At 74.5% G+C, this 25075-nt stretch carries 18 protein-coding genes; 8 read left to right on the top strand and 10 right to left on the bottom strand.

Annotated elements, in window-relative coordinates:
- Complete coding sequence (locus tag ACWDS7_RS16530; protein ID WP_306864020.1) at window positions 1–234, bottom strand: RNA polymerase subunit sigma-70; 234 nt, start codon at window positions 232–234, stop codon at window positions 1–3.
- Between the two features lie 109 nt (window positions 235–343).
- Between ACWDS7_RS16530 and ACWDS7_RS16525 the strand changes: the two genes are divergently transcribed.
- Together ACWDS7_RS16525 and ACWDS7_RS16520 are read left to right on the top strand one after the other, a co-directional pair.
- Window positions 344–2035, top strand: a complete 1692-nt coding sequence (locus ACWDS7_RS16525; RefSeq protein ID WP_306864023.1) for an ABC transporter transmembrane domain-containing protein — start codon at window positions 344–346, stop codon at window positions 2033–2035.
- Between the two features lie 67 nt (window positions 2036–2102).
- Window positions 2103–3848 carry an ABC transporter ATP-binding protein gene (locus ACWDS7_RS16520; RefSeq protein ID WP_451929991.1) on the top strand — a complete coding sequence of 582 codons (1746 nt, stop codon included), beginning with the start codon at window positions 2103–2105 and terminating at the stop codon, window positions 3846–3848.
- A gap of 68 nt (window positions 3849–3916) precedes the next feature.
- Here the strand turns inward: ACWDS7_RS16520 and ACWDS7_RS16515 are convergent, their stop codons facing one another.
- From ACWDS7_RS16515 to ACWDS7_RS16490, 6 genes are all read right to left on the bottom strand, one after another.
- Window positions 3917–5851 (bottom strand): ATP-binding cassette domain-containing protein, encoded by a 1935-nt coding sequence (locus ACWDS7_RS16515; protein ID WP_451929990.1) that lies wholly within the window; start codon window positions 5849–5851, stop codon window positions 3917–3919.
- Entirely contained in the window at window positions 5833–7812 is a 1980-nt protein-coding gene (locus tag ACWDS7_RS16510) for an ATP-binding cassette domain-containing protein (RefSeq protein ID WP_451929989.1), read from the bottom strand. Before ACWDS7_RS16510 ends, ACWDS7_RS16515 begins: the two co-directional genes overlap by 19 nt.
- A 204-nt stretch (window positions 7813–8016) precedes the next feature.
- Window positions 8017–8160: an ALQxL family class IV lanthipeptide gene (locus ACWDS7_RS16505; RefSeq protein WP_451929988.1), complete on the bottom strand. Its 144-nt coding sequence runs from the start codon at window positions 8158–8160 to the stop codon at window positions 8017–8019.
- A 175-nt stretch (window positions 8161–8335) separates the two neighbouring features.
- Entirely contained in the window at window positions 8336–10129 is a 1794-nt protein-coding gene (locus tag ACWDS7_RS16500) for an alpha/beta hydrolase family protein (RefSeq protein ID WP_451929987.1), read from the bottom strand.
- A complete protein-coding gene (gene lanL, locus ACWDS7_RS16495; protein ID WP_451929986.1) occupies window positions 10126–13017 on the bottom strand; it encodes a class IV lanthionine synthetase LanL in 2892 nt (963 codons plus the stop codon). Before lanL ends, ACWDS7_RS16500 begins: the two co-directional genes overlap by 4 nt.
- Before the next feature lie 408 nt (window positions 13018–13425).
- Window positions 13426–15486 (bottom strand): prolyl oligopeptidase family serine peptidase, encoded by a 2061-nt coding sequence (locus ACWDS7_RS16490; protein ID WP_451929985.1) that lies wholly within the window; start codon window positions 15484–15486, stop codon window positions 13426–13428.
- 131 nt (window positions 15487–15617) lie between these two features.
- On the opposite strand from ACWDS7_RS16490, the gene ACWDS7_RS16485 reads away from it, so the two are divergent.
- From ACWDS7_RS16485 to ACWDS7_RS16470, 4 genes are read left to right on the top strand one after another with little or no spacing between them, the layout of a single operon-like run.
- Window positions 15618–17075, top strand: coding sequence for a hypothetical protein (locus ACWDS7_RS16485; RefSeq protein WP_451929984.1), 1458 nt, complete (start codon window positions 15618–15620; stop codon window positions 17073–17075).
- On the top strand, window positions 17072–17980 hold the full coding sequence (gene mshB / locus ACWDS7_RS16480) for an N-acetyl-1-D-myo-inositol-2-amino-2-deoxy-alpha-D-glucopyranoside deacetylase (protein WP_451929983.1): 909 nt from the start codon (window positions 17072–17074) through the stop codon (window positions 17978–17980). The genes ACWDS7_RS16485 and mshB overlap by 4 nt, the downstream gene beginning before the upstream one ends.
- Before the next feature lie 14 nt (window positions 17981–17994).
- Complete coding sequence (locus ACWDS7_RS16475; protein WP_451929982.1) at window positions 17995–18480, top strand: DUF6113 family protein; 486 nt, start codon at window positions 17995–17997, stop codon at window positions 18478–18480.
- 14 nt (window positions 18481–18494) lie between these two features.
- A complete protein-coding gene (locus ACWDS7_RS16470; RefSeq protein WP_451929981.1) occupies window positions 18495–18920 on the top strand; it encodes a hypothetical protein in 426 nt (141 codons plus the stop codon).
- A 141-nt stretch (window positions 18921–19061) separates the two neighbouring features.
- Here ACWDS7_RS16470 and ACWDS7_RS16465 read toward each other — a convergent pair whose 3' ends face one another.
- The 3 genes from ACWDS7_RS16465 to ACWDS7_RS16455 form a co-directional block, all read right to left on the bottom strand.
- Window positions 19062–21605, bottom strand: a complete 2544-nt coding sequence (locus tag ACWDS7_RS16465) for a penicillin acylase family protein (RefSeq protein ID WP_451929980.1) — start codon at window positions 21603–21605, stop codon at window positions 19062–19064.
- Between the two features lie 197 nt (window positions 21606–21802).
- Window positions 21803–22279 carry an N-acetyltransferase family protein gene (locus ACWDS7_RS16460; protein ID WP_451929979.1) on the bottom strand — a complete coding sequence of 159 codons (477 nt, stop codon included), beginning with the start codon at window positions 22277–22279 and terminating at the stop codon, window positions 21803–21805.
- Window positions 22280–22445: 166 nt separating this feature from the next.
- Window positions 22446–23315 (bottom strand): CysS/YqeB C-terminal domain-containing protein, encoded by an 870-nt coding sequence (locus tag ACWDS7_RS16455; RefSeq protein WP_451929997.1) that lies wholly within the window; start codon window positions 23313–23315, stop codon window positions 22446–22448.
- Between ACWDS7_RS16455 and ACWDS7_RS16450 the strand changes: the two genes are divergently transcribed.
- Window positions 23277–23492: a hypothetical protein gene (locus ACWDS7_RS16450; RefSeq protein ID WP_451929998.1), complete on the top strand. Its 216-nt coding sequence runs from the start codon at window positions 23277–23279 to the stop codon at window positions 23490–23492. The two genes, ACWDS7_RS16455 and ACWDS7_RS16450, sit on opposite strands and share 39 nt — an antisense overlap.
- Before the next feature lie 64 nt (window positions 23493–23556).
- Window positions 23557–25075 (top strand): dynamin family protein (locus tag ACWDS7_RS16445; protein WP_451929978.1); only part of this gene is annotated, 1519 nt, incomplete at its 3' end.

Here is a 25075-nt window from a genome sequence, read left to right as displayed (position 1 = left end):
CTATTTCTCCCGCCTCAACAGGCCGCGGCCCCCTGCGTACTTCTTGTGCACCGCCTGCCGGGTGACCTCCAGGCAGTTGGCGATCTCCTGCCAGGACCAGCCCTGCTGCCTGGCGTTCTCCACCTGAAGGGCCTCCAGCCGGTCGACCAGCATCCGCAGCGCCCGCACGGCCCGCAGGCCGACGGCCGGATCGCGGCTGCCGGCGTCGGATGCCAGCTGCGCCGTATCGCTCATGCCTGTCAATTTAGGTTGACATCGAATGGCTGTCAACTCTGCTTGACGCCGCCGGAGGTCAGAAAATGGTTTGCCTGGCGAGGAGGGAGTTTGTCAGCCTGGACTCGCTATGCGCTCCCTACCTGTCGCCGACCCCGGCATCCCTGACGCCCGCAGCCCGGTCCGATACCTGTACTGGATCGCCCGCATGCAGGCGGGTTCCCTGTTCCTCGGCATCGGCTACGCCACCCTGTGGTGGCTGGCGATGGCGCTGGTGCCGGCCGCGATGGGCGAGGGCATCGACGCCATCAGGGCCAAGGACACGCCGGCCCTCGTCACCTGGGGTGCCGTGCTGCTCGGCCTGGGGATCGTGCAGGCGGCCGCCGGCATCCTCCGGCACCGGATGGCCGTCTACAACTGGCTGTGCGCCGCCTACCGGACCGTCCAGGTCACCGTCAGGCAGTCGACCCGGCTGGGCGCGACCCTGCCCAAGCGCATGTCCACCGGCGAGGTGGTCAGCGTCGGCAACTCCGACATCGCCCACATCGGCGGCGCGATGGACATCCTGCTCAGGGGCACCGGCGCGATCGTCGCCATCGTCGCGGTGACCGTCATCCTGATCAGGGCCTCGCTGCCGCTCGGCCTGACCGTGCTCATCGGAGTGCCGGTCATGGCCGTCGCCGTCGTCCCCCTGCTCCGGCCGCTGCACCGGCGCCAGCACGCCCACCGCGACCTCCAGGGCGACCTGTCCACCCGCGCCGCCGACATCGTCGCCGGCCTGCGGGTGCTGCGCGGCATCGGCGGCGAGCAGGTCTTCGCCGACCGCTACGCCGAGGAGTCGCAGCGGGTACGGCACGCGGGCGTGCGGGTGGCCGCGGTCGAGTCCACCCTGGAGGGCGCGCAGATCCTGCTGCCCGGCCTGCTCATCGCCGGGGTCACCTGGCTGGGCGCGACCTTCGCGATCGAGGACAAGATCACCGCCGGCCAGCTCGTCGCCTTCTACGGCTACGCGGTCTTCCTGATCGCCCCCATGCGGGCGCTCACCGAGGCGGCCGACAAGCTGACCAAGGGACACGTCGCGGCCCGCCGGGTGGTGCGGATCCTCAACCTGGAGCCGGAGGTGGACGGCGGCACCGGCCACTCGGGCGGGGGCCTGCTGCGCGACGTGGCCTCCGGGGTCGCGGTCCGCCCCGGCGTTTTCACCGCCGTCGCGGCGGCCACGCCCGAGGACGCCGTCGCGATCGCCGACCGGCTCGGCCGCTACAGCGACGGCGACGTCGACTTCGGCGACGTGCCGCTGGACACCCTGCCGATCGCGGAGGTCCGCCGCCGGATCCTGGTCGCCGACAACGGCGCGAAGCTCTTCGCCGGCGTGCTCAGGGACGAGCTCGACGTCTCCGGCGGGGCCTCCGCCGCCGACATCGCCGGCGCGCTGCACACCGCGTGCGCCGAGGACATCGTCGAGGCGCTGCCCGACGGCCTCGACGGGCACGTCGCCGAGTCGGGCCGGGAGTTCTCCGGCGGCCAGCAGCAGCGGCTCCGCCTGGCCAGGGCGCTGACGGCCGACCCGGAGGTGCTCATCCTCATCGAGCCCACCAGCGCGGTCGACGCCCACAGCGAGGCGCGCATCGCCGACCGGCTGGCCAAGGCCCGGGCGGGCAAGACCACGCTGGTCTGCACGACCAGCCCGCTGGTGCTCGACCGCACCGACCATGTGATCTACGTCGAGGGCGGCGTCGTGCACGCCCAGGGGACGCACCGGGAGCTGCTGGCGACCGTGCCGGCCTACACCGCCGTGGTCACCAGAGGGGAAGACTCGTGAGCGGGCGAGCGGAAGAGCGTCGTGATCGTGTGAGCACAGGTTCCGGGTGGCGGGCGGAGGAGAAGGCATGAGCAGGCAGATCCTGCCCGTCGCCGACCAGGCGCAGGTCCGGGCGTACGCCCGCAGGCTCACGTTGAAATACCCCCGCGACCTGACGGTGGCGCTCGGCCTGCACGGCCTGGCCGCCGTCGCGGGCCTGGCGGTGCCGTGGCTGCTGGGCCGGCTGGTCCAGGGGGTGCACGACGGCACCGGGGTCGACGTCACCATGGTGGCGCTGGCCATCGGCGGCTTCCTGGTCGCGCAGGCGGTGCTGGTCAGGGCCGCGGTCTACGCCTCCTCCAGGCTCGGCGAGAAGGTCCTCGCCGAGCTGCGCGAGGAGTTCGTCGGCCGGGTGCTCGGCCTGCCGCTGTCCACGGTCGAGCGCGCCGGATCCGGCGACCTCATCACCCGGACCTCGCGGGACGTGGACGCGCTGTCGCGCACGGTACGGCACGCCGTACCCGAGACGCTGATCGCGCTGGTCACCTGCGTGATCACCGTCGGCGCGCTGCTGGTGGTGGGGCCGCTGCTCGCGCTGCCCTCGCTGCTGGCCGCGCCGATCCTGTGGATCTCCACCCGGTGGTACCTCAAGCGGGCCCGGGACGGCTACCTGCGCGAGAGCGCCGCCTACGCGGACATGACCGACGGCCTGGCCGAGACGGTCGGCGGCGCCCGCGCGGTGGAGGCTCTGGGCCTGCAGGCCCGGCGGCACCGCCGCACCGACACCGACATCTCCCGGTCGTGGGCGGCCGAACGCTACACCCTGGGGCTGCGCACGGTCTGGTTCCCGGCGGTCGAGCTCGGCTACGTGATCCCGATCGTGGCGACGCTCGTCATCGGCGGCATGTTCTACATCCAGGGCTGGGTCTCGCTGGAGCAGGTCACCGCGGCCACGCTCTACGTGCAGCAGCTCATCGACCCGCTCGACCGGCTGCTCATGTGGATCGACGAGCTCCAGGTCGGCGGGGCCTCCATGGCCCGCCTGCTGGGGGTCGCCGAGGTGCCGGACGACCGCGAGGCCGGTCCCGGCACTCCCGACGGAGAGGAGCTGCGGGCCAGCGGCGTCCGCTACGCCTACCGCGAGGGCCACGACGTGCTGCACGGCATCGACCTGGTGGTCCAGCCCGGGGAGCGGCTGGCGATGGTCGGCCCGTCCGGCGCGGGCAAGTCCACGCTGGGCCGCCTGCTCGCGGGCATTCACGGCCCGCGCAGCGGCGCGGTCACGGTCGGTGGCACCCCCCTGGTCGAGCTCCCGCTGGACGACCTGCGCGGTCACGTCGCCCTGGTCACCCAGGAGCACCACGTGTTCCGGGGCACCCTGCGCGACAACGTGCTGATCGCCCGCCCCGACGCGGACGACTCCCAGGTCCGCGCGGCGCTGTCGGCCGTGGACGCCCTGGAGTGGGTCGAGGCGCTGCCCGGCGGCCTGGACACGGCCGTCGGCTCCGGCGGCGAGCCGGTCTCTGCCGCCCAGGCGCAACAGCTCGCCCTCGCCCGCCTGGTCCTGGCCGACCCGCACACCCTGGTGCTGGACGAGGCCACCTCGCTGATCGACCCCAGGGCGGCGCGCAACCTGGAACGGTCGCTGGCCGCCGTGCTCGACGGCCGCACCGTGATCGCCATCGCCCACCGCCTCCACACGGCGCACGACGCCGACCGGGTCGCGGTGGTCGAGGACGGCCGGATCAGCGAGCTCGGCTCCCACGAAGAGCTCGTCGCGGCCGAGGGCTCCTACGCGGCGCTGTGGAGCAGCTGGCACGGCACGTCCAAGTAAGACGGTGGCCCTCGCCCGCGCCGCCCCCGGCGCGGGTGCCGGGGGCGGCCGGCCCCTCCCGGGAGCCGTCAACCGTTCATGGACGGGGCGCCGTGGTCGTGCTGCCACAGGCCGACCATGACGGCGTACAGGGGGGATCGGGCCGCCAGGTCATGATGGGAGCCGGTGAGCACGGTGGCGCCGTCCATCAGGAGGACGCGTTGCGCCCTGCGCGCGGAGCTGATCCGGTGCGCGATCACGATCAGGGTGCCGTGCCTGGCCGCGAACGCCGTCTCGGCCGCCGCCTCGGCGGCCGGGTCGAGGTGGCAGGTGGCCTCGTCCAGGACGACCAGGCGGGCCGGGGAGGCGTAGGCGCGGGCCAGGGCGATGAGCTGTCTCTCGCCGGCCGACAGCGTGGACGGTCCGTCGATCACGGCGTCGAGGCCGCCGAGCCGTTCGACGAGCGCGCCGGCGCCCACCGCCTCCGCCGCCCCGCGCAGCCTGACGTCCGCGGTCCCGGCGGGGCAGAGGTAGGCGAGGTTCTCCCGGACCGTCCCGGTGAAGACGTACGCCTCCTGCGGCACGAGCGCCACCATGGCCCGCAGCTCGTGTCCGGCCATCGTCCGGAGCGGGACCCCGCCGAGCCGTATCTCCCCTCCGGTGGGCCGGCTCAGCCCGGTGAACAGCATGGACAGTGTGGACTTGCCGATGCCGCTGGGGCCGACCACGGCCAGGTGTTCGCCTTCGGCGACCGTGAGGTCGAGGTCGCGCACGACGGGGGTGGCCTGCGGCGCGTAGGCGAAGCTCAGCCGCTCCGCCCGCAGCCCGTACCCGTCCGGGGCGGCGGTGTCACCGGGCGGGACGGTGTCACCGGGCGGGACGATGTCACCGGACAGGGCGGTGCCACCGGGTGGGGCGGCGCGGGCGGGGGAGGCGGTGTCCTCGGGTGGGACGGTGCCGTCGGGCGGGGCGGGGACGGCGTGCACGGTGACGGTCTCGGCGATCCGGCGCAGCGTGACGGCGAGCGCCACGCCCCAGCCGCCGACGGTGCCGGTGAGCGAGCGCAGGGCCGGATCGAGACCGGTGGCCAGATAGGTCATCGCTCCGACGACCTCTCCGGCGCTGAGCCGGCCGTTCTCTGTCAGCGGCCGGGCGGCGACCAGCAGGCCGAGCAGCGGGACGTGCGCGCCGAGCGTGACGACGAGCCGCCGGCCCAGACCGGCCCAGGCCAGCGCCCGGGTGGCCGTGGCGTGGGCGGTGACGGCGGTCTCCACGGTGGCGTACGCCTGGGACTGCGCCCCGCAGGCGGCGATGTCGCGCAGTCCGGCCAGGATCGGGGTGGCCTGGGCGGTGAGCGCCTCGCCGGCGAGGACGAGCTCGCGCTGGCGGACCACGAGCACGCGCAGCGTCCTGGCGAACACGGCCAGCGCCACGAGCACGGGTACGGCGACGACGGCCGCGGCCACAGGGGACAGCAGCAGCAGCCCTCCGAGCACGGCGAGCAGGGAGACGCCCAGCGAGCGGCTGCTCCGCAGCAGCGCTGACACGAGGTTCCGCACCGTCTCCACCTGCTCGGTGAGGCGGCTGACGGCGGCGGTGTCGGGCGGTCCGCCGCCGTGGGCGGCGCGGGTGACGGTGGCGGTGACGACGGCGGTGACGAGGTCGTCGCGTAGCGGCTCCACCACCGCGGCCAGATGGGGGAACATCAGCCGCGTGGCCACGGCTCGCAGCAGCATCGCGGCCCCGAGAAGGGCGAGCCAGGCCAGGCCGGCGCCCGGGTCTCCGGCCAGGAAACCACGGTCGACGGCGGCGGCGACGAACAGCCCGGACAGCCACGCCGGACCGGCCTCGACGAAGGACCAGGCCATGGCGGCGGCGAGAGGCCGCCTGCGGCCGCGCAGCAGCGCCGACAGCAGCCTGAGCCCGGCGGCGACGGACCGGTCCGCTGCCGGGGCCCCCGTCGCGGTGCGGGCGGCCACGCCGCCGGGATCAGGCCGCGGGCGGGTCACAGACGGGCCGGGCACGTTTCCTCCGTCCCCGGCGAGCCGCTGGCCGGTCCGCCGCAGTCCGGTCCGCCGCCGGTCGACTCGGTGCCGGTGGGGTGGGTGTCAGCCGGTCCGCCGTGGGCTGGTCCGGCGTCGGTGGGGTGGGTGTCAGCCGGTCCGCCGTCGGCCGGTCCGCCGTCGGTGGGGTGGGCGTCGGGCGGTCCGCCGCTGGTCGACTTGCTGCCGGTGAGCTGGGCGTCGGCCGGTCCGCCGTCGACCGGTCCGGTGCCGGAGGCGAACAGGGCGCGGTAGGACGGGTCCCGCCACAGCGTCCGGTGGGTGCCCTGGGCGCGGATCCGGCCGTCGTCCAGCCAGACGACGAGGTCGGCGCGGGCGGCGGTGGTGGTGCGGTGGGCGATGACCAGCCGGGTGGACCCCCGCATGCCCTCCAGCAGGGTGCGGGCCACCTGGGCCTCGGTCACCGTGTCGAGGCTGGAGGTGGCGTCGTCGAGAATGGTCAGGCGGGCCCGCCGTACCAGGGCGCGCGCCAGGCCCAGGCGCTGGAGCTCGCCGCCGGACAGCGGGGCGGTGTCGGCGGGGGTCCGGTAACCGTCCGGGAGACGGCAGACGACCTCGTCCACGTGCGCGGCGCGCGCGGCCCGCCGGACGGCGTCGCGGTCGAGCTCGGGCCTGCCGTAGGCGATGGCCGAGGCGATGTCGCCGCCGAGGAGCACGGGGCGTTCGAAGGCGTAGGCGACCGCACCGCGCAGGGCGTCCGGCCGGATGTCGGTGAGGCGCTGCCCGTCGAGCAGCACCTGCCCCCGGTCGGGGTCCATCAGCCGCCCGGCCAGCAGGGCCAGCGTGGTCTTGCCCGCCCCGGAACGCCCGACGAGGGCGGTCAGCGCTCCGGCGGGGATCTCCAGGTCGACGCAGTCCAGGAGCGGGGTGCCCTCGCGGGTCACGGTGACGCCGCGCAACGACAGGGCCCCGGGGCCCGAGGACAGCGGGCGGGTGCCGGGGACGGGGGAGGGCAGGGTCAGCACCTCCCCCACCCGCCGGGCCGCGGAGCGGGCGTGGGCCAGCCCCATCAGCCCGTCGACCTGCTCGATGAAGGTCAGACCGAGGGCGGTGTAGCCGGCCACGGCCAGGAGCTGTCCCGGCTCCAGACGGCCGTCCGTGACGCCGAATCCGGCCACGGCGAGGACCAGCAGCTCCACCAGCGGCAGCAGGGCGATCTGCCACACGCCGCGCGCCTGCGCGCGCCACAGGGCCCGCCCGGCGCTGGACAGGTCCGCGAGGGGGGTGAGCACCCGGGCGATCTCACGGCCGGCGGTGCCCGAGGCGCGTACCGTCCGGATGCCGGCCAGGGCGTCGGTGAGGCGGGTGGCCAGCCGGCCCTGCGCCTCCTGGTAGCGGCCGTAGAGCCCGGAGACCCGGGTGACGAAGGTCCGTACGATGATCAGCGCGATGGGCGCGGCGGCCAGGAAGGCGACGCCCGCCCGCCAGTCGGTCATCAGCAGCGCGACCACGCCGCCGGCCGAGGTGACGAGCCCGGTCGCCGTGCCCAGCAGCGTCAGGGGGAAGTAACCGGTGCTGGCGGTGTTGCTCACCAGGCGGTTCGCCAGCTCCCCGGCCGGATGGCGGCGGGTCCCGACGGCTCCGAGCGTGAGGAGGTGGGCGGTGAGGCGCAGCCGCAGGGCCGACGTGGCGGACGCGGTGGAGGCCGCGCCGGCGGGCACGCCCACGACCTCGGCGCACACCGCGGCCGCCAGGACGAGCGCGAGCGGCCAGGCGGTCTGTCCGCCCTGACCGGACAGGACCCCGTCCACGGCGGCGGCGAGTACGGCGGGCAGGGCCAGCGCGGCCGCGGTGGCCACGATGTCGGCCACCGCGGCCACCGCCAGCGGCGCCCACGCCCGGCGTGCGGCGGACGCCAGGAGGCGGTCGGCGTCTGCGCGCGTCACCTGCTGTGGCGGGCCGCCCGGTGCCTGATCTGACATCGTCTCCCTCCGGGACGTATCCGTTGCCGCCGCGGTCGTCGGCCGCCGGGCGGTTCCCGGCGGTGGCCGGGCGACCGGGGGGGCGGGTGTCCGCGGCGGGGCGGCGGCGGTGAGTCCGCCGCCCCGTGGTGAGGCCCGGGGCGCGTGCCCCGGGCCTCACTCAGTGATCTATTTGGTGCTCACCGCATCCGCGGTGCGAGCGTTTTACCAGGTGGGGGCGCCGCCGGTGACGCCGCAGGTGGGGCTCCACGGGTCGGAGCAGGTCTCCCCGCAGGTGATCCGGCACTGCTGGAGGCCGGCCTCCTCGGTGGCGGGAAGCATGTCCAGAGCGGCGATGTTGAGCTCCATGGCGTTTCCTTTCTCGATGGTGATGACCGGGCCGCCGTCCTTTACGGCAGCCCTTTTTCACGGCCGGCGCCGGACGTCCCCGCCGCGCTGACGCGGGGCGGGACGCCGGGTGTGCGCCGGCCGGGCTCGTGGCGCGTCCACGGCCTGCCAGGCCGTACGGGACGCGGATGTCCGGTCAGCGGCCGGGGGGCGGCCCGGTGCCGAGGAAGTCGACGATGCGGCCGAGAACGGCGCCGTCCCGGGTGTCGTGCTGCGGGTCGTGACCGCCGCCGGGGACCTCCAGGTAGGTCACCTGGCCGCGGGCTCCGCGTAACCGGGCGTACAGCCGGCGGGAATGGCCGACCGGGATGACCGGGTCGTCGTCGCCGTGCACGATGAGCAGCGGCAGCCGCATGCGGCCGGCCAGCCGTAGCAGGTCGCGGGGGCCGAGGTCGTCGTCGATCTCAGCCTGTCCGCCGAGCCGCTCCAGCAGGGCACGGACCGGCGCCGGCCCGTCCTCCGCCAGCTCCCGCCCCGACAGGAAAGGCGCGACGACCGCGGCACGGGACCACAGGTCGGCCTGAGCGGCGGCGGCCAGCAGCGCCAGGTAGGCGCCGTAGCTGGCGCCGTAGAGCATCACCCGCGGCCTGTCCGGCCCGCGGGCGGCGGCCAGGGCGCGGCCCAGTTGGAGGATGTCGGCGAGGTCGGGTCCGCCCCACGCGCCGTGGACGGCCTCACGGTGGGCGGCGCCGTACCCCGTGCTGCCGCGCTGGTTCGGCGCGACCACGGCGACGCCCGCGGCGGCCAGGCGCTGGAAGAGCGGGTCGAAGGCGAAGTGCCAGGCGTCCTCGGGGCCGCCGTGCAGCGCGAGCACGGCCAGGCGGCTGGTGGCCGGGTCGCCGTACACGATCGCCTCGACGGGGCCCGCCGCGCCGGCGTAGGACCGGACACGGGCCGGTTCCAGCCGGGCCGCGTGGTCCTCCCCGACGGGAAGGAACCGCGGCCGGCCGCACCCGTCCACCCTGACGAAGCCCGGCGGGCGGTCAGGCGCGCTGTGGATCACGTGCAGGCCGGTGGGGCCCCAGTGGGCCGCCGGGTACAGCGTCCCGGCCGGGAGGCCGACCTCGACGGCGGTGTCCTCCACCAGGTCGTGCAGGAGGAGGTGGGAGCGGGTGCGACGGGTCACCGCGAGGGCCAGCCGCCGTCCCGCCGGATCCAGGGCCAGCGGCGTCACCACGCCCTCCACGGCGTTGAGCCGCTCGGGGAAGCGGGTGGGCCCCTCGCCGTCGCGGTGGCGGACGCCGAGGCGGTAGGCGCCGTCGCGGTGCGCGGCGGTGAGCAGCACGCCCGGACCGGGCGCCGCCAGCAGGAGACGCTCGTCGCCCGCGGGCCCGGCCGGGGAGGTGAAGGTGCCGCGTGAGGTGTCCAGGACCACGGTCGCCGGCCCCGGCCCCACGGTGGTCAGGGCCAGGCGGTGGCCGGCCCCGTCGAGCCAGATCCCGCCGCTGAGGAGGTAGGGCAGTTCGGCGACCGGTTCGGGCCGCTCCGCCCGTCCGGACAGGCGCCACACGGTGGTGCGCCCGTCGGCGCCGGCGCCGAACGCCAGGGCGGCGGTCCCCCGGGCCGTGCCCGCGACGATCCTGACCCCGTTGCCGCGCAGGACGCCCACCTCGTGCTCTGCGGCGCTCTCCGCCCCGTACGGCGCCGCGGTGACCAGCGTCAGGCGATGCTCGCCAGGCCCGAGGCGGCACAGCAGCAGGTCGCCCCCCTCGGTGGGCACCGGCAGGCTCAACGAGGTCTCGCCGGCGCGGGTGCGGAGCGGCCGCGGCCGCGGCCGGGCGTCGGCGAGGTCCCACATCTCCGCGGTGAGGCGGCCGTGGCCGAGCCGGGTGAGGCAGGCGGCGTACCGGCCGCGCCCGGAGAAGCGGAAGTTGATCCGCGGGACATCCGGCGGGCGGTTCTCGCCCGCCCCGGTGACGGTCTGGCTCATCGGACCGGACCGCCGCGGAGGTCGCCGCCGGGGGCGTCGGCCATCCAGGGGCGTGGCCCGCCGTGCCGGAGCCGGTGCAGGAAGTCCAGGATGCCGGCCAGCCCGGTGTTCCAGCCGATGGTCACCGCGGTCCCTTCCTCGTCCGGCACCACCAGCAGCCCGTCACGGACGACGGCCCGGCTCCACAGGACCCCGGCCAGTTCCTCGGCCCGCTCGCGGTAGACCGGCTCGTCCAGCAGGTCGGCCAGGTCCAGGAGGAACTGGCCGTCACCGGCCAGGCCGTGGCAGGCCGCGGTGCCGGAGACCAGGCGCCGTGCGTGCACCGCGCGGGCGGCGCTCTCGGCGGCCTCCCGCAGGCGCGGGTCACCGGTGGCCGCGTGCAGGCGGAGCAGGAACGTGCCCACCCCCGACGACCCGCTGCACCAGTGGGGGATCCGGTCGCCGCCGTCCGGGGACTGCGGCCACCAGGCCGCCCCGTCCCGGTACTCGGCCGCGGCCAGCAGCGTCTCCCCGGCCGTCACGGCCGTCTCCAGGCAGTCCTCGCGCCCCAGCGCGGTCCCGGCGGCCAGCAGGAACGTCGCGACCCCCGCGACGCCGTGTGCGAAGCCGTAGTGCACCGCCCCCGCCAGCGCGGAGTCGAAGTCGTCGGGGACGGGCCACAGCACGGCGCCGGGAGTGTGCCGCGCCGCCTTCAGCAGGGTGTCGGCGCACTCCCCGGCCCGGTCGGCGAAGCGGGTGTCGCCGGTGGCCCGGAACAGGTGCAGCAGCGCCAGTCCCGTCCCGGCCAGGCCGTGGCACACGTCCGGGTTCGGCCAGCTGACCGGCAGGGCCAGGGCCGTCTCGACGCCCGCCCCGCGCAGCGCCTCGTCGCCGAGCGCGCGGCCCGCCTCGTACAGGCTCCACGCGATCCCGGCCCGGCCGAAGTACAGCCCCGGCGAGGGCCGGTGCTCATTCGCCAGACGGCGCGCCGTCCAGTCCGCCGCCTGACGCAGGCCCCTGCGGACCTCGTCCCGCGACGCCGGGGGGACCGCCCGGCCGGACTCCGACTCCGACTCCGAGGTCTCCGACTCCGAGGTCTCCAGCGCCGAGGTCTCCAGCACCGAGGCGAACAGGCTGAGCACTCCCGCCGAGCCGTACTGCACGGCACACGGATCGGCGTTCGAGCCGAACCCGGAAGTGGGCCACAGGCTGCCCCGCGTCCCGGGGTCGGCGAGGGCCTCCGGCGACATCGTCCGCAGCGTGTGGGCGATGCCGTCGTTCAGCAGCCGGTCCTGCTCGGGGACGCCCAGGCGGTAGGCGTCCGGCGTCCCGGCCGGGGCGGCGGCCGCCGCCGCCGCGAGGAACTCCTCCACCCGCCGCAGCTCCCAGCGCCGCTCGGGAGCCTCCGCCATCAGGCCGAGCAGCAGCGGCGCCAGCGCCGTCGCCACGGGATCACCGGCGCCGACGACGCTCACCAGCGTCTCCAGCCGCCGATCGCGCGAGCGTGCTCCGAGCGGTCTGTCCTCCAGCAGCGTCGGCTGGGATCCGGTGGACAGGAAGTACAGCGTCGCGCCCAGCGCGAACAGGTCGACGGCCGCTCCGGGCGCGGGGGAGTGCCTGGGGGCGGAGACCTGCTCGGGGGCCGCGTAGCCGAGGGTGAAGTTCCGCTGGACGGGGGTGCCGGGGACGGCGGCCAGCTCCAGGTCGATCAGCCGGCACTCCAGCTCGGGGGTGACCATGATGTTGTTCGGCGTCAGGTCACGCAGCACATACCCCTGGCCGTGCACGGTGGAGACCAGCGCCACCAGACTCCGGGCCAGGCGCAGGACGGTGTCGTGCCGGTCCCGGTCGGAGGTGACGTGGCGCTGCTCGCCGACCCAGGCGCTCAGCACGGTCCCGGCCAGGAGTTCCTGCGCCAGGAAGAGGTTGCCGTCCTGTTCGAAGAAGGCCACCTTCCGCGCCGTGACGCCCAGCGGTGCGAACAGTTCGAGCATGTGCGCTTCGTGGCGCAGCAGGTCACGCACGTCGCGCCCGTCGGTCGAGGCGCAGAGGTGCGGGCGGGCCTGCTTGACCACCACCTCGCCGCCCCCGGTCCGGTCCTCGGCCAGGAACACACCGCCCTTGGCGCCGTGCCGGATCGCCCGGCGCACCACGAACCGGTCGCCGAGCAGCACCGGGCCGGCCGGCGCCGCCGGCGCCTGCCTCGACTCGAACGGGCAGGTCGCCCACGCCGGGGGCGAGTACCACGCGTTGCGCTGGTCCAGCTCCCGGGTGCCGTCGGGCGCCGTCAGCCGCGAGGCGTAGGTGCCGTCGTTGCCCAGCTCGCTCGGGGCGGAGAACACCCCGTAGCGGTAGTGCACCAGGCTCCCCGGCCGGTAGGGGCGGTCGGACAGGACCGGCGGTCCGGGCAGGGCGTAGGTGGCGGCGTGCAGCTCCTCGGCGATCACCACGGCGGTCGGGTCGTCGGGCGGGTAGACCGTGACGAACTTGCCGACCGACCCGCGGCCCGTCTCCCGGGAGATGAGCCTGACCAGCTCCTCAAGGTCGGAGGCGAACTTGAACGCGCACCGGTGGCGGCCCAGCACCTCGACCACCCGGGTCAGCACCAGGGGGGCCGACAGCGGCGTCGCCGAGACGTGCAGCTTCCAGCCCTGCGCCCGGGAGGCCGAGCCCGCGGGGGTGACAGGGGTGACATAGGTCCACGGCGTGCCGGGACGGATCTCCCAGCCGGCGACGGCCTCCGCTCCCGGAGACACCCGGGACGCCGTGCTCCCGGCCCCGTCCGCCGCCGCGGCGCGCGGCGCCCCGGCGGCCTGGGCGGCCGTCCGCGCCAGGGCCGCCCTGGCGACGTCTCCGAGCAGGAAACGGTCCCCGCCGGGGAGTTCACCCTCGTTCATGGACTTGCTCACGTCCTCACTGCCTGCGCCGTCCTTGCTCTCCGCGGGGCCCGGACCGGCCGGGACGGCCGCCTGCCGGCGGTCGCCGGATCCGTTCTCCCGGATCCGTGGAGAGGGCCGGTCCCGGCGCGACGGCGCGACGCCGACGGCTCCGGGGACCCGGCCTCAGCAAAGTTACGGAGACGACTTGTGGCCGACCTGTGGTCGCGCCGGCCTCCCGGCGCTGATCATCGACAGGTCCTCCCAAGCGGCTCCAAGCGCTGGTGGCGGTCATGAACGGGACCGGGCCGACCATCGTGGAGGAAGCGCTTTCCGCGCCCGCCGTCCCGGGACGCGTCCCTTCACGGACTGAGGGGACGGCCCGTGTCCTCCACGGTCCGTCCCCTCAGATCACGCTGATCGCGCCCGATGGCGCCGGGTTCAGGCGAGGGCCTTCCTGAGGAAGTCGACCTGGAGCAGGAGCAGGTTCTCGGCCACGACCTCCTGAGGGGTCATGTGGGTGACACCGGACAGCGGCAGGACGTTGTGCGGGCGGCCGGCCGCCAGGAGCGCGGAGGACAGGCGGAGGGTGTGGGCGGCGACCACGTTGTCGTCGGCCAGGCCGTGGATCAGCAGGAGGGGGCGGTCCAGCTTCTCGGCGTCGGCGAACAGCGACGACGATTCGTAGTGCCCCTCCTCGGGCAGGCCGAGGTAGCGCTCGGTGTAGCAGGTGTCGTAGAGGCGCCAGTCGGTCACCGGCGCCCCGGCGACGGCCGCGTGGAAGACGTCCGGGCGGCGGAGCACGGCCAGGGCGGCGAGGAAACCGCCGAAGGACCAGCCACGGATGCCGACCCGGGACAGGTCCAGGTCGTCGGGGAAGCGCTCGGCGGCCCCCTGGAGGGCGTCCACCTGGTCCTCCAGGGGCGGGGTGGCCAGGTCGTGCAGGACGGCCCGCTCGAACTCGGGGCCGCGGCCCGGGGTGCCGCGGCCGTCGGCCACGATCACCGCGAAGCCCTGGTCGGCGAACCACTGGCTGGTCAGGTAGGCGCCGGAGGCGGCCAGGACCCGCTGGGCGTGCGGCCCGCCGTAGGGGTCCATGAGGACCGGCAGCCTCGCCGAGCCGGGCACGTGCCCCGCCGGGAAGAGCACGGCGGTGGACAGGTCGCGCCCGCCCGCGCGGATGAGGGAGACCCGCAGGTCCAGGCCGTGCCGCTCGGCGTAGGAGGCGATGTGGCCCCGGGGCTTGCCGTGGTGGAAGACGCGGGTCGCCGAGCCCTCGTCGCCGAGGGTCTGGCCGGTGACCACCAGGGTGCCGCCGGCGGTGTGGCCGCTGTAGACACCGCTCTCGGCCGGGCTGACCAGCGTGATCCGGCCGTCCTTGTAGGCCCACAGGGCGACCTCGGTGGGCTCGCCGCTGGCCCGGAAGAGCACGGCGTCGCCGTCGATGTCGACGACCTCGCGGAGCTGGAGCGTGGCGGGCGTGACGGGCTCGTCGCCGATGATCAGACGGTGGCCCCCGTCGCTGCTCGCGGCCCAGACCAGCGTGCCGTCGGACAGGTGGCCGGGCACGCCGGGGACGACGTCCAGCCAGGCGGGGTCGGTGTCCTCGCGGACGGTCGTGGAGCGGCCCGTGGCCGGGTCGACCTTGAGCAGGCGCATGGTCCGCTGGTCGCGCGACAGGGTGACGATCGTCAGGCCGTGGGCGTCCCAGGAGGCGGTGACCAGGTATTCGTCCTCGAAGGGGACGGGAGTGCGGGAGCCGTCCAGGGACAGGATGTACAGCTCGACCCGGGTGTTGGCCGTGCCGGCGGCGGGATAGCGCTGCTCGGTGGCGGGGCGGGCGGGGTTGGCCGGGTCGGCGATGTGCCACCTCGCGACCGGCGACTCGTCGGCCCGCTCGGCCAGCACCGCGTCGCCGGACGGGGACCACCAGTAGCCCCGCATGCGGTTCAGCTCCTCGGCGGCGATGAACTCGGCCAGGCCGTAGGTCACCTCGGGGGACTCGGGGCGGGCCAGCACGTGGTCGATCTCGTCCTCGAGGTCCTGGACGTGGAAGGCGCCGCCGGTCACGTAGCCGACGTGCTCGCCGGTGGGGGAGACCCGCGGGTCGATCACCGGGCCGGGCGTCTTCAGCCGCCGCATGTGCTTGGTCTTCAGGTCGACGACGTAGAGTCCGCCGGAGAGGGCGAAGGCCGCCGTGGTCACCGCGGTGTCGGTGCTGTAGCCGACGATGCCGCCCGCCTGCTCCCGGCTGCGCTCGCGCCGTGCCCGCTCCTCCGGCGGCAGGTCGTCCTCGTCCACGGCCAGGGCGCGCGGGTCGGCGATCAGCCGCTCCTTGCCGCCGGCGACGTCGAACTCCCACAGGCAGGTGACCGGGTCGGAACCGCTCTTCGTCCGGAGGAAGACGACGCGGTCGCCACCCGGAGCGATGGTGAAGCCACGGGGCACGCCGAGGGTGAACCGGCGGGTCCTGGCCTGCAGACGAGGGAAACTCTCACTCATACCAGTCATCTTGCCAGTTCCATGTCTCGTCCCGAGGTTCTCGACGGCGGCTTGAGCAACAGATGTCTTAGGAGAAACTTGGGCAGGTGACACTCACCGCGCGAATCGCCCGCTCTCCGGGGACACCTGCCGTGCTGGCGTTCGTGTCCGTGCTCTGGGGGATCGGCACCCCGTCGTTCTGGCGGGACGAGTCGGTGAGCGTGCTGGCCGCGACCATGCCGTTCGACGAGCTGTGGCGGCTGCTCGACGACATCGACGCCGTGCACGCGCTGTACTACCTGATGCTCAGGCCGTTCGCCGCCTTCGGCGGGGAGGCCGCGGCCCGGCTGCCCTCCGCGCTCGGGGTCGCCGGGGCGGCGTTCGGGATCGCGGCCATCGGGCGGAAGCTGGCCACCCCGCGGGTGGGCCTGCTGGCCGGGCTGGTCTACGCGCTGCTGCCCATGGTCAGCCGCTACGGCCAGGAGGCGCGGAGCTACGCCCTGGTCAGCGCGGTGGCGGTCGCGGCCACCTGGGTCCTGCTCGGCGAGCGCCGGTCCCGGTACGCCAGCTACGGCCTGCTGATCGCGCTGCTCGGCTGGTTCCACCTCTACGCCCTGCTCCTGCTGCCCGCGCACGCCTGCGTCGTGGTCCGCAGGCGCGCGGAGATCGTCCCGTGGCTGGCGTCGCTGGCCGGGGCCGGGGCGCTGCTCGCGCCGCTCGCGCTGATCGCGGCCGGGCAGCGGGAGGAGCAGCTGTTCTGGCTGAAGGTGCCGGGCCTCGACGGCCTGGGGCAGCTCGGGGTGGACATCGCCGGCGGCGACGCGGCGTGGGCCGCACCGTTGCTGCCCGCCCTGTTCCTGGCCGCGCTGATCGCCCTCGTCCTGTTCGGGATCTGGCGCGGGGTACGGCCCGCCGGCCGGGCCGGGACGGGCGGGGGCGGCAAGGGGCCGGTGGCCGGGGCGGTCCGCGGGCCGGAGCCCGGAGGTGCGCGCCCGCCCGGGACGGCCCCCGGGCAGGTGTCGGAGGGCACGCCGCCGCCCGGGACGGCTCCCGGACGGCCGTCGCTGGTGTGGGTGGCGCTGCCCTGGGCGGTCCTGCCGGTGGTGCTGTCACTGCTGATCTCGCAGGTCCACCCGGTCTACAGCCCGCGCTACGTCCTCTTCGCGGTCCCGGGTCTGGCCCTGCTGGCCGGAGCCGGTCTGGCCGCGCTCGGCCGCGCCCCGGCGAGCTGGGCGGCCCTCACCGCCCTGGCGGTGCTCTCCACGAGCGCCCACCTCGCCGTCCGCGCCCCCGCCAACCGCCCTGACGACCTGCGCACCCTGGCGGCCGTGCTGAGCGCCGAGCAGCGGCCCGGCGACGCGCTGCTCTACGTGCCCGAGCGCTTCCGGCTGTTCGTCGCCGTGTACGGCGAGCCGTACCGGAGGCTGGGGCCGCCCGGTCCGGACTCCCGCCGGGTGTGGGTGGTCTCGCGGCGGCTCAACGGCCCCAAATGGACCGGCTACCCGACGCTGAAGGCGCTGGAGCGGGAGTTCACCAAGGGGCGGACCCGGGTGTTCGGGGCGGTCCACATCACCTTGTACACAAGGGCCCGGATACCCTCGAAGGCATGAATGACCGGCGCCTGCTGCTCGTGCACGCCCACCCAGACGATGAGACGATCGGCAGCGGTGCGACCATGGCCAGATACGCCGCCGAGGGTGCCCAGGTCACGCTGGTGACCTGCACGCTCGGCGAGGAGGGCGAAGTCATCCCGCCGGAGCTGGCCCACCTGGCCGCCGACCGGGACGACACCCTGGGCAAGCACCGCATCGGCGAGCTGGCCGCGGCCTGCGAGGCGCTCGGCGTCACCGACCACCGCTTCCTGGGCGGTCCTGGCCGCTGGCGTGACTCCGGCATGATGGGTGTCGCCTCCAACCACCGCGACAACGCCTTCTGGCAGGCCGACCTGGACGAGGCGGCCGGGGAGCTGGTCAAGGTCATCCGCGAGGTGCGGCCCCAGGTCCTCGTCACCTATGACCAGAACGGCTTCTACGGTCACCCCGACCACATCCAGGCCCACCGCGTCTCCTGGCGGGCCTTCGAGCTGGCCGCCGACCCGGCGTTCGGGGAGGGTCGGCCGTGGCGGATCGCCAAGTTCTACTTCACCGCGACGGCCAGGTCCACGATGCGCCGGGCGGCCGAGGCGATCCGTGAGGCCGGGGTGGGGTTCCTGGCCGAGGACGCCGTCGACGACCTGCCGTTCGGCTGCGCGGACGAGGACATCACCACCGAGATCGACGGCCGGCCCTACGTCGGCCGCAAGCTCGACGCGATGCGGGCGCACGCCACCCAGATCAGCGTGGCGGCGCCCTGGTTCGCCCTGTCCAACAACATCGGCCAGGAGGCGCTCGCGGTGGAGCACTTCATCCTGCGCTCCGGGGTGCCCGGGCCCGCCGGCCCGGGGGCGCCGCTCGAAGTCGGGGGGCTCGGCGAGCCGTACGACCGCGAAGCCGACCTCTTCGCCGGGATCCACTAGCCTCGATGGTTGTGATGGAGCAGGACCGACAGGCACAGCGGCCCCCGGCGGCGGCGGTCACCGCGGCGGCGTACGCCGTGCTGGTCCTGGCCGGCCTCGTGGCGGGGGTCGTCGGGGGTTTCCAGCACTCGTGGTACGCCCGGCCCGTCCCGGTCTCGGCGATCGGCTGGGCCGTGCTGCTGGCCGCGGCCTGTTACGGCGCCGGGCGGGCGATGAGGGGCAAGCTGGCCGCCCTGGCCCCGGGGGCGGGCTGGATGGCGATCACGCTGATCTGGCTGGGCGGCAGCCCGGAGGGCGACGTGGTCATCGCCAACGACCCGTCCGGCTACGTCTACCTCTACGGCGGCCTGATCGCGGTCCTGGCGGGCGTCCTGCTCTCCCCCTCGGGCGGCGGGGCGTGGCTGCTCGCGCAGCGCCCGTACGGTCCCCAGCCGTCCCCGGCCGGGTCCGGACCGGCTCCGGCGCGGAGCGACGACCCCTACCACGGCCCGGCCCGATAGCGCACAATCCCGATATGCGGCGGATGCACCGGATACGGCGGACGCTCAACTACGTGAACCTGTCCACACCGCTGGGGCTGCTGGTGGCGCGCCTCGGCCGGGCCCGGGTGACGGCGGGACCCGGCGGGCTGCTCCTCGCCCACGGCTACCGCATCCCCTTCCCGGTCGCCGGGGCGTTCACCCTCGGCAACGTGGTGCTGACCCGGCACGAGGAGGGTTACCTGGCCGGTGACCTGCTCAGGCACGAGGACCGGCACGCCTCCCAATACATGGCCTGCGTCGGCCTGCCGATGCTCCCGCTGTACGTCGTCGCGGTGGTCGTCTCCGTCCTGATCTGTGGGCACCAGGCCTCGTGGAACGTCTTCGAGCGGCTGGCGGACCTGGAGGACGGAAACTATCCCCGCAGATCGCCCTGGTGGGTGCGGAAGGCAGCCTCCTGAGGCCCGCCGGCCGGGCCCGCGCGGACCTGTAGGCCCTGCGGCCCCCATGCCCTGCGGGCCCCGCGACCTGCGGACCCGCGGGGCCCGACGGCCGGCGGGCCCACGTGATCCGCGGGGTCCGGCCGCCGAAGCCCCTCGCCGTCAGGGGACGAGGGTCAGGACGTTCCTGGCCGCGTTCTTGACCGCTCCCTCGCTCGAGAGCATGGGGACGGTCCTCCCGTCGGCCCACAGCGGGGCCTGGTCCCAGTAGTTGTCGTGGAAGGCGTGGCCCGACGCGCCGGTCAGGTTGACCCACTGGGACCTGTCCAGGTCCGCCAGGTCGACGACCATCCGCATGGACGGCAGCCAGCCCACCGTGTAGTCCTTCTGGACGTCCCAACCGGCGGCGTTGACCGCGTCGTCGTTGCCGCCCACCGGGAACGGGCCCCGGTTGAACAGCCACTCGATCGGGGCGATCCCGGAGGTGCCGAAGGTCTGGTTGACCAGCTCCAGCGAGTGCAGGTCGCCCCAGTGCCAGGACTTGGGGTCCGGGCCGAGGGTGGCGCTCAGCTCGTCGTAGGCCATCGCCATGGCCCGCCGCAGCATGTCGTCGCGGGTCTCGGCCGCCTCGGTCCGGGCGTCGTCCCAGAACGGGTCGCCGGGATCGTCGAGCATGACGCGGACCACCTCGAACCAGCGGTCGCCGCCGCCCGGCCAGGCGCTCTCCGGCAGGTCGTCGTTGAAGGTCTCGATGAGCAGGTGCCGCCAGACGGCGTTGAAGTACATCGCCGGGCTCGATCCCGCGCTCTGGGAGTAGTCCCACGAGCGCAGCAGCTCACGGGCGTCCCCGGAGGCGCCGGCCACCTTGAGGTCCATCAGCTTGGGCACCAGGAACTGGGCGAAGCCGTTGTGGGTGTCCTGCTGCACCTTGCCCATCGTCGCCACGTCCACCTTGCCCTTCCTGAGCTCGCTCTGGAGGCGGTCCAGGATGCGCTGGGAGCGGTAGCCGTACGCCCAGTCCTTGGTGAGCAGGTGCGGGTAGCGCTCGGGGTCGACGACCGCGTTGTTGGCGGTCACGATGTAGCCCTCGGGCGGGTTGTAGACGCTGGGCAGCTCGTCGAAGGGGATGGTCGACTGCCAGGAGTATTCGCCGGTCCAGCCCGGCACCGGCCAGGTGCCGTCGCCCCGGGCCCGCACCGGGATCCGGCCCGGCGCCTGGTAGCCGATGTTGCCCCGGGTGTCGGCGTAGATCAGGTTCTGCGCGGGCACGTCGAACCGGCTCGCCGCCGCCCGGAACTGCTGCCAGTCCTGCGCCGAGTTGAGCGAGAAGATCGCGTCCGCGGTCCGGCCGGGCTCCAGGGCCGTCCACTTCAGCGCGACCGCGTCGGCCTGTTCCTGGAAGGCGGTCGCCGCGCCGGGCAAGGTCTCCTTCACGCTCTCCATGACGTCGGAGAGGATCGGGCCGTGCATGGTCTCGCGGACCTTGAGCCGGACCGGGTCGCCGCCGGCGACCTTGATCGTCTCGACCCTGGTGGTGAGCGGCTTCCAGGAGCCGGTGAACAGGTAGGAGTCGTCCTTGACCCGCTCCAGATAGAGGTCGGCGACGTCGGGGCCCAGGTTGGTGAAACCCCAGGAGATCTTGTCGTTGTGCCCGATGATCACGCCGGGCACGCCGGAGAAGGAGAATCCGGTGACGTCGAACGGGCAGGCGGCGCTCTTGGTGCGGCAGTGCAGCCCGGTCTGGTACCAGACCGAGGGCATCCCGGCCGACAGGTGCGGGTCGTTGGACAGCAGCGGCTTGCCCGACGTGGTGTGCCTGCCGCCGATCACCCAGGAGTTGGAGCCGATGCCGTTGCCGCCCTTGGGGTCGCCCATCAGGCTCGGCACCGCGCGCATGGCCTCGGCCGCCCGGGTCAGCGCGCCGGTGTCCGGCCGCGTGGTGGTGTCCCGGCCCGCTCCGGTGTCCTGGCCGGGCTCGGTGTCCTGGTCGAAGCCGTCGCCGGTGACCGAGCCCTGGGTGACGATCGGCTGGTGGGTGTCGAAGGGGTAGCCGGGCCAGAGCTGCTCCACCCGCTCGCGGGGCAGCCTGCTGGCCGCCAGCGCCCGGCCGATCTCGTCGGACATGTTGGAGCGCAGGTCCCAGGCCATGGCCTTGAGCCAGGAGAGGGAGTCCACCGGGGTCCACGGTTCGGGCTGGTAGCCGAAGTTGGTGAGCTTGAGGACCGCGTACTCCAGGCTCCTGCCGGCGAAGCCCGGGTTCCGGTCCATCCAGGAGTTCACGCCCTTGGCGTAGGCGTCGAGGTAGCGCCGGGTCTGCTCGGTCAGCATCGGCAGCTCGGCCTCGGCCACCCTGCGCCAGCCCATGGTCCGGATGACCTTGTCCTCGACGAGTGTCGCCGAGCCGAACATCTCCGACAGCCGCCCGGCCGTCACGTGCCGGCGGAAGTCCATCTCGAAGAACCGGTCCTGCGCGTGCACGTAGCCCTGGGCGAGGAACAGGTCGTCGGGGGAGTCGGCATAGATATGCGGAATACCCGTTTTATCCCGGTATACGGTGACTTTTTTGGCTAGGCCGTCCACCTTGAGCTCCCCCGCGAGCTGCGGGAAGGACGCGCGCACGGTCCACACGCCCGCTCCGGCGAGGACCACACCGAGCACCACGAGGACGGTCAGCGCCCGCGCGGACCACTTGAGTGGCCGGGGCATCCAGGCATACGGCCGGAACCTCACAAAGACCTCCTATGCGGCGTGCTCGATCAAGTTTGGCAGCACCGAGGAGGGGGAAACACCGCTTCCGGCTTACCGGCCGGGGATCTCCACGACCACCACGTGATGACCGGCCCGCCGGAGGGCGGGATCCCCGGCCGGGCACGCGGCCGGCCGGGACCGGCGGCGGCCCCGGGTCACAGCGCCGTCTCCAGGACCACCGAGCGCACCGCGAAGCCGTTGCGCTCGTAGAAGCGCACGGCCGCCTCGTTGCCGGCGTAGGACGTCACCCCGGCGTACTGCGCCCCGCGGTGGCGGGCCCACGCCCTGAACTGCTCCACCAGGCCGGCCCCGATCTTCTGGCCGCGGTAGGCGGGCCGCACGTAGACGCTGCCCAGCGTCGCCACCGTGACCGGACGCATCGGGGTGGGCCCGGAGACCGAGCCGGTCAGGTGACCGACGGTCCGGCCGCCGTCGTCGGCGACCATCACCAGGCGCCCCGGGTCGGCCAGGGCCTCGGCGAACCAGGCCGGGCCCCGCTCGGCGGGCCAGTTGACGTTCAGGGTGGAGTCACGGGCCCCGGCGTCCTCGGTGAAGAGCGCGGAACTGCAGGCCACCACTCCCTCCAGGTCGGCAACCGTGGCAGGCCGTACGACAACGCCAGTCTCACTCATGACCGGGACGCTATCGGCCGCCACCGACATTAACCGCGATCCGCCCCCGTCCCACCGGAAAGGTGCCCGCCGTACCCGCAGTGCCCGCCGCCCCCCGGCCCGCCGGAAAGGTGCCCGCCACCCGCCGGGGTCGCTGCCCGGCGGGGGCGCCGCCCGCCGTACCCGGCTACGACCAGGTCTGGCCCTGCGGGGTGTCGGCGACCCGCACGCCGAGGTCGGCCAGGTCGTCGCGGAGGCGGTCGGAGACGGCCCAGTCTCCGGCCTCGCGTGCCCGCAGGCGCCGCTCCAGCAGCTCGGCGGCGCCCGGCGGCAGGCTCCTGGACCTGCCGATGTCGGCCGACAGGTCCAGGCCGAGGATCTGGTCCAGGTGCAGGAACGCCTCGAACCGGGAGCCGGGGGCGATCGAGCCGTCGCGCTCCAGCTCGCGCAGCAGGCGCAGGGCCAGCGGGGTGTCGAGGTCGTCGTCGAAGGCGGCCTCGATCCGGGAGACGTGCCCGGCGGGCATCGGGCGGCTCGGCGACTCCGACCACTCGGCGACGTGCGAGCGCCAGCGCCGCAGGGTCCTGTCGGCGGCCCGGAGCGTGTCCCAGGTGAGGTTCATCTGCTGGCGGTAGCGGTGCTCCAGCAGCGCCAGCCGTACGGCCAGCGGGTCGAGGCCCGCCTCGACCACGTCCTGGAGCAGGACCACGTTGCCGGTGGACTTGGCCATCTTGCGCCCGTCGAACAGCAGGTGCTCGCCGTGGACCCAGTGCTCGACCACCTCGCGCCCGGCGGCGGCGTCGGACTGGGCGCGCTCGTCCTCGTGGTGCGGGAAGCGCAGGTCGATCCCGCCGGTGTGCACGTCGACGCGCTCGCCGAGGAAGCGCAGCGACATGGCCGAGCACTCGATGTGCCAGCCGGGGAAGCCGCGGCCCCAGGGGGCCTGCCAGGTCATCTCGTGGTCGGCGGGCTTCCACAGGGCCCAGCCCCGATGGTCCCGGCCGGCGACCGGCGGGCCATGGAGCTCCTGCTCACCGGCGCCGAGCTGGCGACCCAGCTCGGCGCGCCCCCGGGCACCCCGGGCGCCGAGATCGCCGGCTACGCCGCCGCCCTGGGCGCCCGGTTCCGCGTCCTCACCCACCGGCCGCTCTCCCTGCGGCAGCGCCGGGCGGCGGAGGCCCTCTGCGACGCCTGTGAGGCCGTCTGGGCGCACCACCACCGGGACGGCCCCTGACAGGCACCTCATCGGCCCCTTCCCTCACTCATTCATCCCTTCGACCGGAGAGACGGCACATATCATGACGACCCCCGACCCGGACGGCCCGGTGGCCCGGCTGCTCCGCTACGCCAACGAGGTTCACGCGCTGGCCGGCCGGTGCGGCAGGCAGGACCTGGCGGAGGTACTGGCCGCGTGCGCGGGCCGCTGGAAGGACGAGTGCACCGACATCGTGGTCGCCGGGGCGCAGAAACGGGGCAAGAGCCGCCTGCTGAACACGCTGGTGGGCCACCCCGACCTGCTGCCCGTCGACGCCGACGTCGCCACCAACTGCTTCCTGTCCCTGCGCCGCGGCCCGGCGCTGACCGCCGTCGTGCACCGCAGCACCGACAAGGGGCCGGTCCAACTCCCGATCACCGTCGAGTCGATCCCCGACTACGCCTCGATGCGCGGCGACGCCGGCAAACGCCGTGACGTGGTCAGCGTGGACATCACCCTCGACAGCCCGCTCCTGGACGGCCTGCGGCTGCTCGACACCCCGGGGGTGGACAGCCTGACCGTGGGGCACCGGCAGGTCACCGTCGCCATGCTCCAGCGGGCCGACGCCCTGCTCTTCACGCTCAGCGCGCAGGACCAGCCGGTGCTCCGGCACGAGCTGGAGTTCCTCGCCGAGGCCGCCGAGCGGGTCCAGGCGATCGCGTTCGTGCTGACCAAGGTCGAGGACTCGGCCAACTGGCAGAGCCTGCAGGAGGAGAACAAGGCCCGGCTGAGGGCCTTCGTCACCCAGGCCGTGGCGGACAACCCGGCCCGGGCGGCGACGCTGGGCCCGCTGCTCTCGGCGCCCTGGATCCCGGTGAGCGCCAAGCTCGCCGAGGCCGCCGCCGCCAAGCGGCGGGAGGGCCGGCCGGAGCGCGCGGACTCGCTGCGGGCACGTAGCGGCATGGACGCGCTGGAACGGCACCTGCGGGGCTTCGCCGAGGGCAGGGAGTCCGCGCGGGGCGCCACCGTGGTCGCCGCCGCCCTGTCGGTGCTGGGCGCGCTGACCGCCGGGGCCAAGGACGACCTCGCCGCGGGATCGGACGACGAGGGCGACGTCGCCGCCCGGCTCGCCGGGGTGGACGCCGAGCTGACCGAGCTCGCCGAGCTGACCGGCCGGCGCAGGGCGGGCGCGGTGGCCAACACCTTCCTCGGACGCGAGGTGGCCGGGATCGTGGCGGCGCGGGTGGCCGAGATCCGCCAGCCGTACGAGAACGCGATCGCCACCCTGAAGACCCAGGCCCAGCTGGAGAAATACATGGCGGAGCTGCCGGAGAGCGTCCAGCGCTCGCTGGAGGCCGTCTGGTCGCAGATCGTCTACGACGTGGAGAACCTGGCGAAGGGCACGCTGAACGCCTTCGCCCGCGATCTCGGCCTCGACCCGGTGGAGCTCGCCGCCGACGGCCGGGCGATGCCCAGCCTGACGCAGGTCCAGGTCAAGGGGGACCAGGCGGCCGACGATCCGGGCCACGTGGACCTGGTGCGGGACGTGCTGCCGTCGGCGTCGATGCTCGCCCTCCGCGGACGCCAGCGCGTAGGCCAGACATTCAGCGCGCACTTCGCAG

It is taken from the genome of Streptosporangium sp. NPDC003464 (assembly GCF_053588315.1).
This window is presented reverse-complemented; position numbering and strand designations above follow the sequence as displayed.

Bases quoted from the DNA above. Each gene is read 5' to 3' on its own strand.
- ACWDS7_RS16530 (WP_306864020.1), bottom strand. From the start codon at position 234: ATGAGCGATACGGCGCAGCTGGCATCCGACGCCGGCAGCCGCGATCCG.
- ACWDS7_RS16525 (WP_306864023.1), top strand. From the start codon at position 344: ATGCGCTCCCTACCTGTCGCCGACCCCGGCATCCCTGACGCCCGCAGC.
- ACWDS7_RS16520 (WP_451929991.1), top strand. From the start codon at position 2,103: ATGAGCAGGCAGATCCTGCCCGTCGCCGACCAGGCGCAGGTCCGGGCG.
- ACWDS7_RS16510 (WP_451929989.1), bottom strand. From the start codon at position 7,812: ATGTCAGATCAGGCACCGGGCGGCCCGCCACAGCAGGTGACGCGCGCA.
- ACWDS7_RS16505 (WP_451929988.1), bottom strand. From the start codon at position 8,160: ATGGAGCTCAACATCGCCGCTCTGGACATGCTTCCCGCCACCGAGGAG.
- ACWDS7_RS16500 (WP_451929987.1), bottom strand. From the start codon at position 10,129: ATGAGCCAGACCGTCACCGGGGCGGGCGAGAACCGCCCGCCGGATGTC.
- ACWDS7_RS16490 (WP_451929985.1), bottom strand. From the start codon at position 15,486: ATGAGTGAGAGTTTCCCTCGTCTGCAGGCCAGGACCCGCCGGTTCACC.
- mshB (WP_451929983.1), top strand. From the start codon at position 17,072: ATGAATGACCGGCGCCTGCTGCTCGTGCACGCCCACCCAGACGATGAG.
- ACWDS7_RS16475 (WP_451929982.1), top strand. From the start codon at position 17,995: ATGGAGCAGGACCGACAGGCACAGCGGCCCCCGGCGGCGGCGGTCACC.
- ACWDS7_RS16470 (WP_451929981.1), top strand. From the start codon at position 18,495: ATGCGGCGGATGCACCGGATACGGCGGACGCTCAACTACGTGAACCTG.
- ACWDS7_RS16465 (WP_451929980.1), bottom strand. From the start codon at position 21,605: ATGCCCCGGCCACTCAAGTGGTCCGCGCGGGCGCTGACCGTCCTCGTG.
- ACWDS7_RS16460 (WP_451929979.1), bottom strand. From the start codon at position 22,279: ATGAGTGAGACTGGCGTTGTCGTACGGCCTGCCACGGTTGCCGACCTG.
- ACWDS7_RS16450 (WP_451929998.1), top strand. From the start codon at position 23,277: ATGGAGCTCCTGCTCACCGGCGCCGAGCTGGCGACCCAGCTCGGCGCG.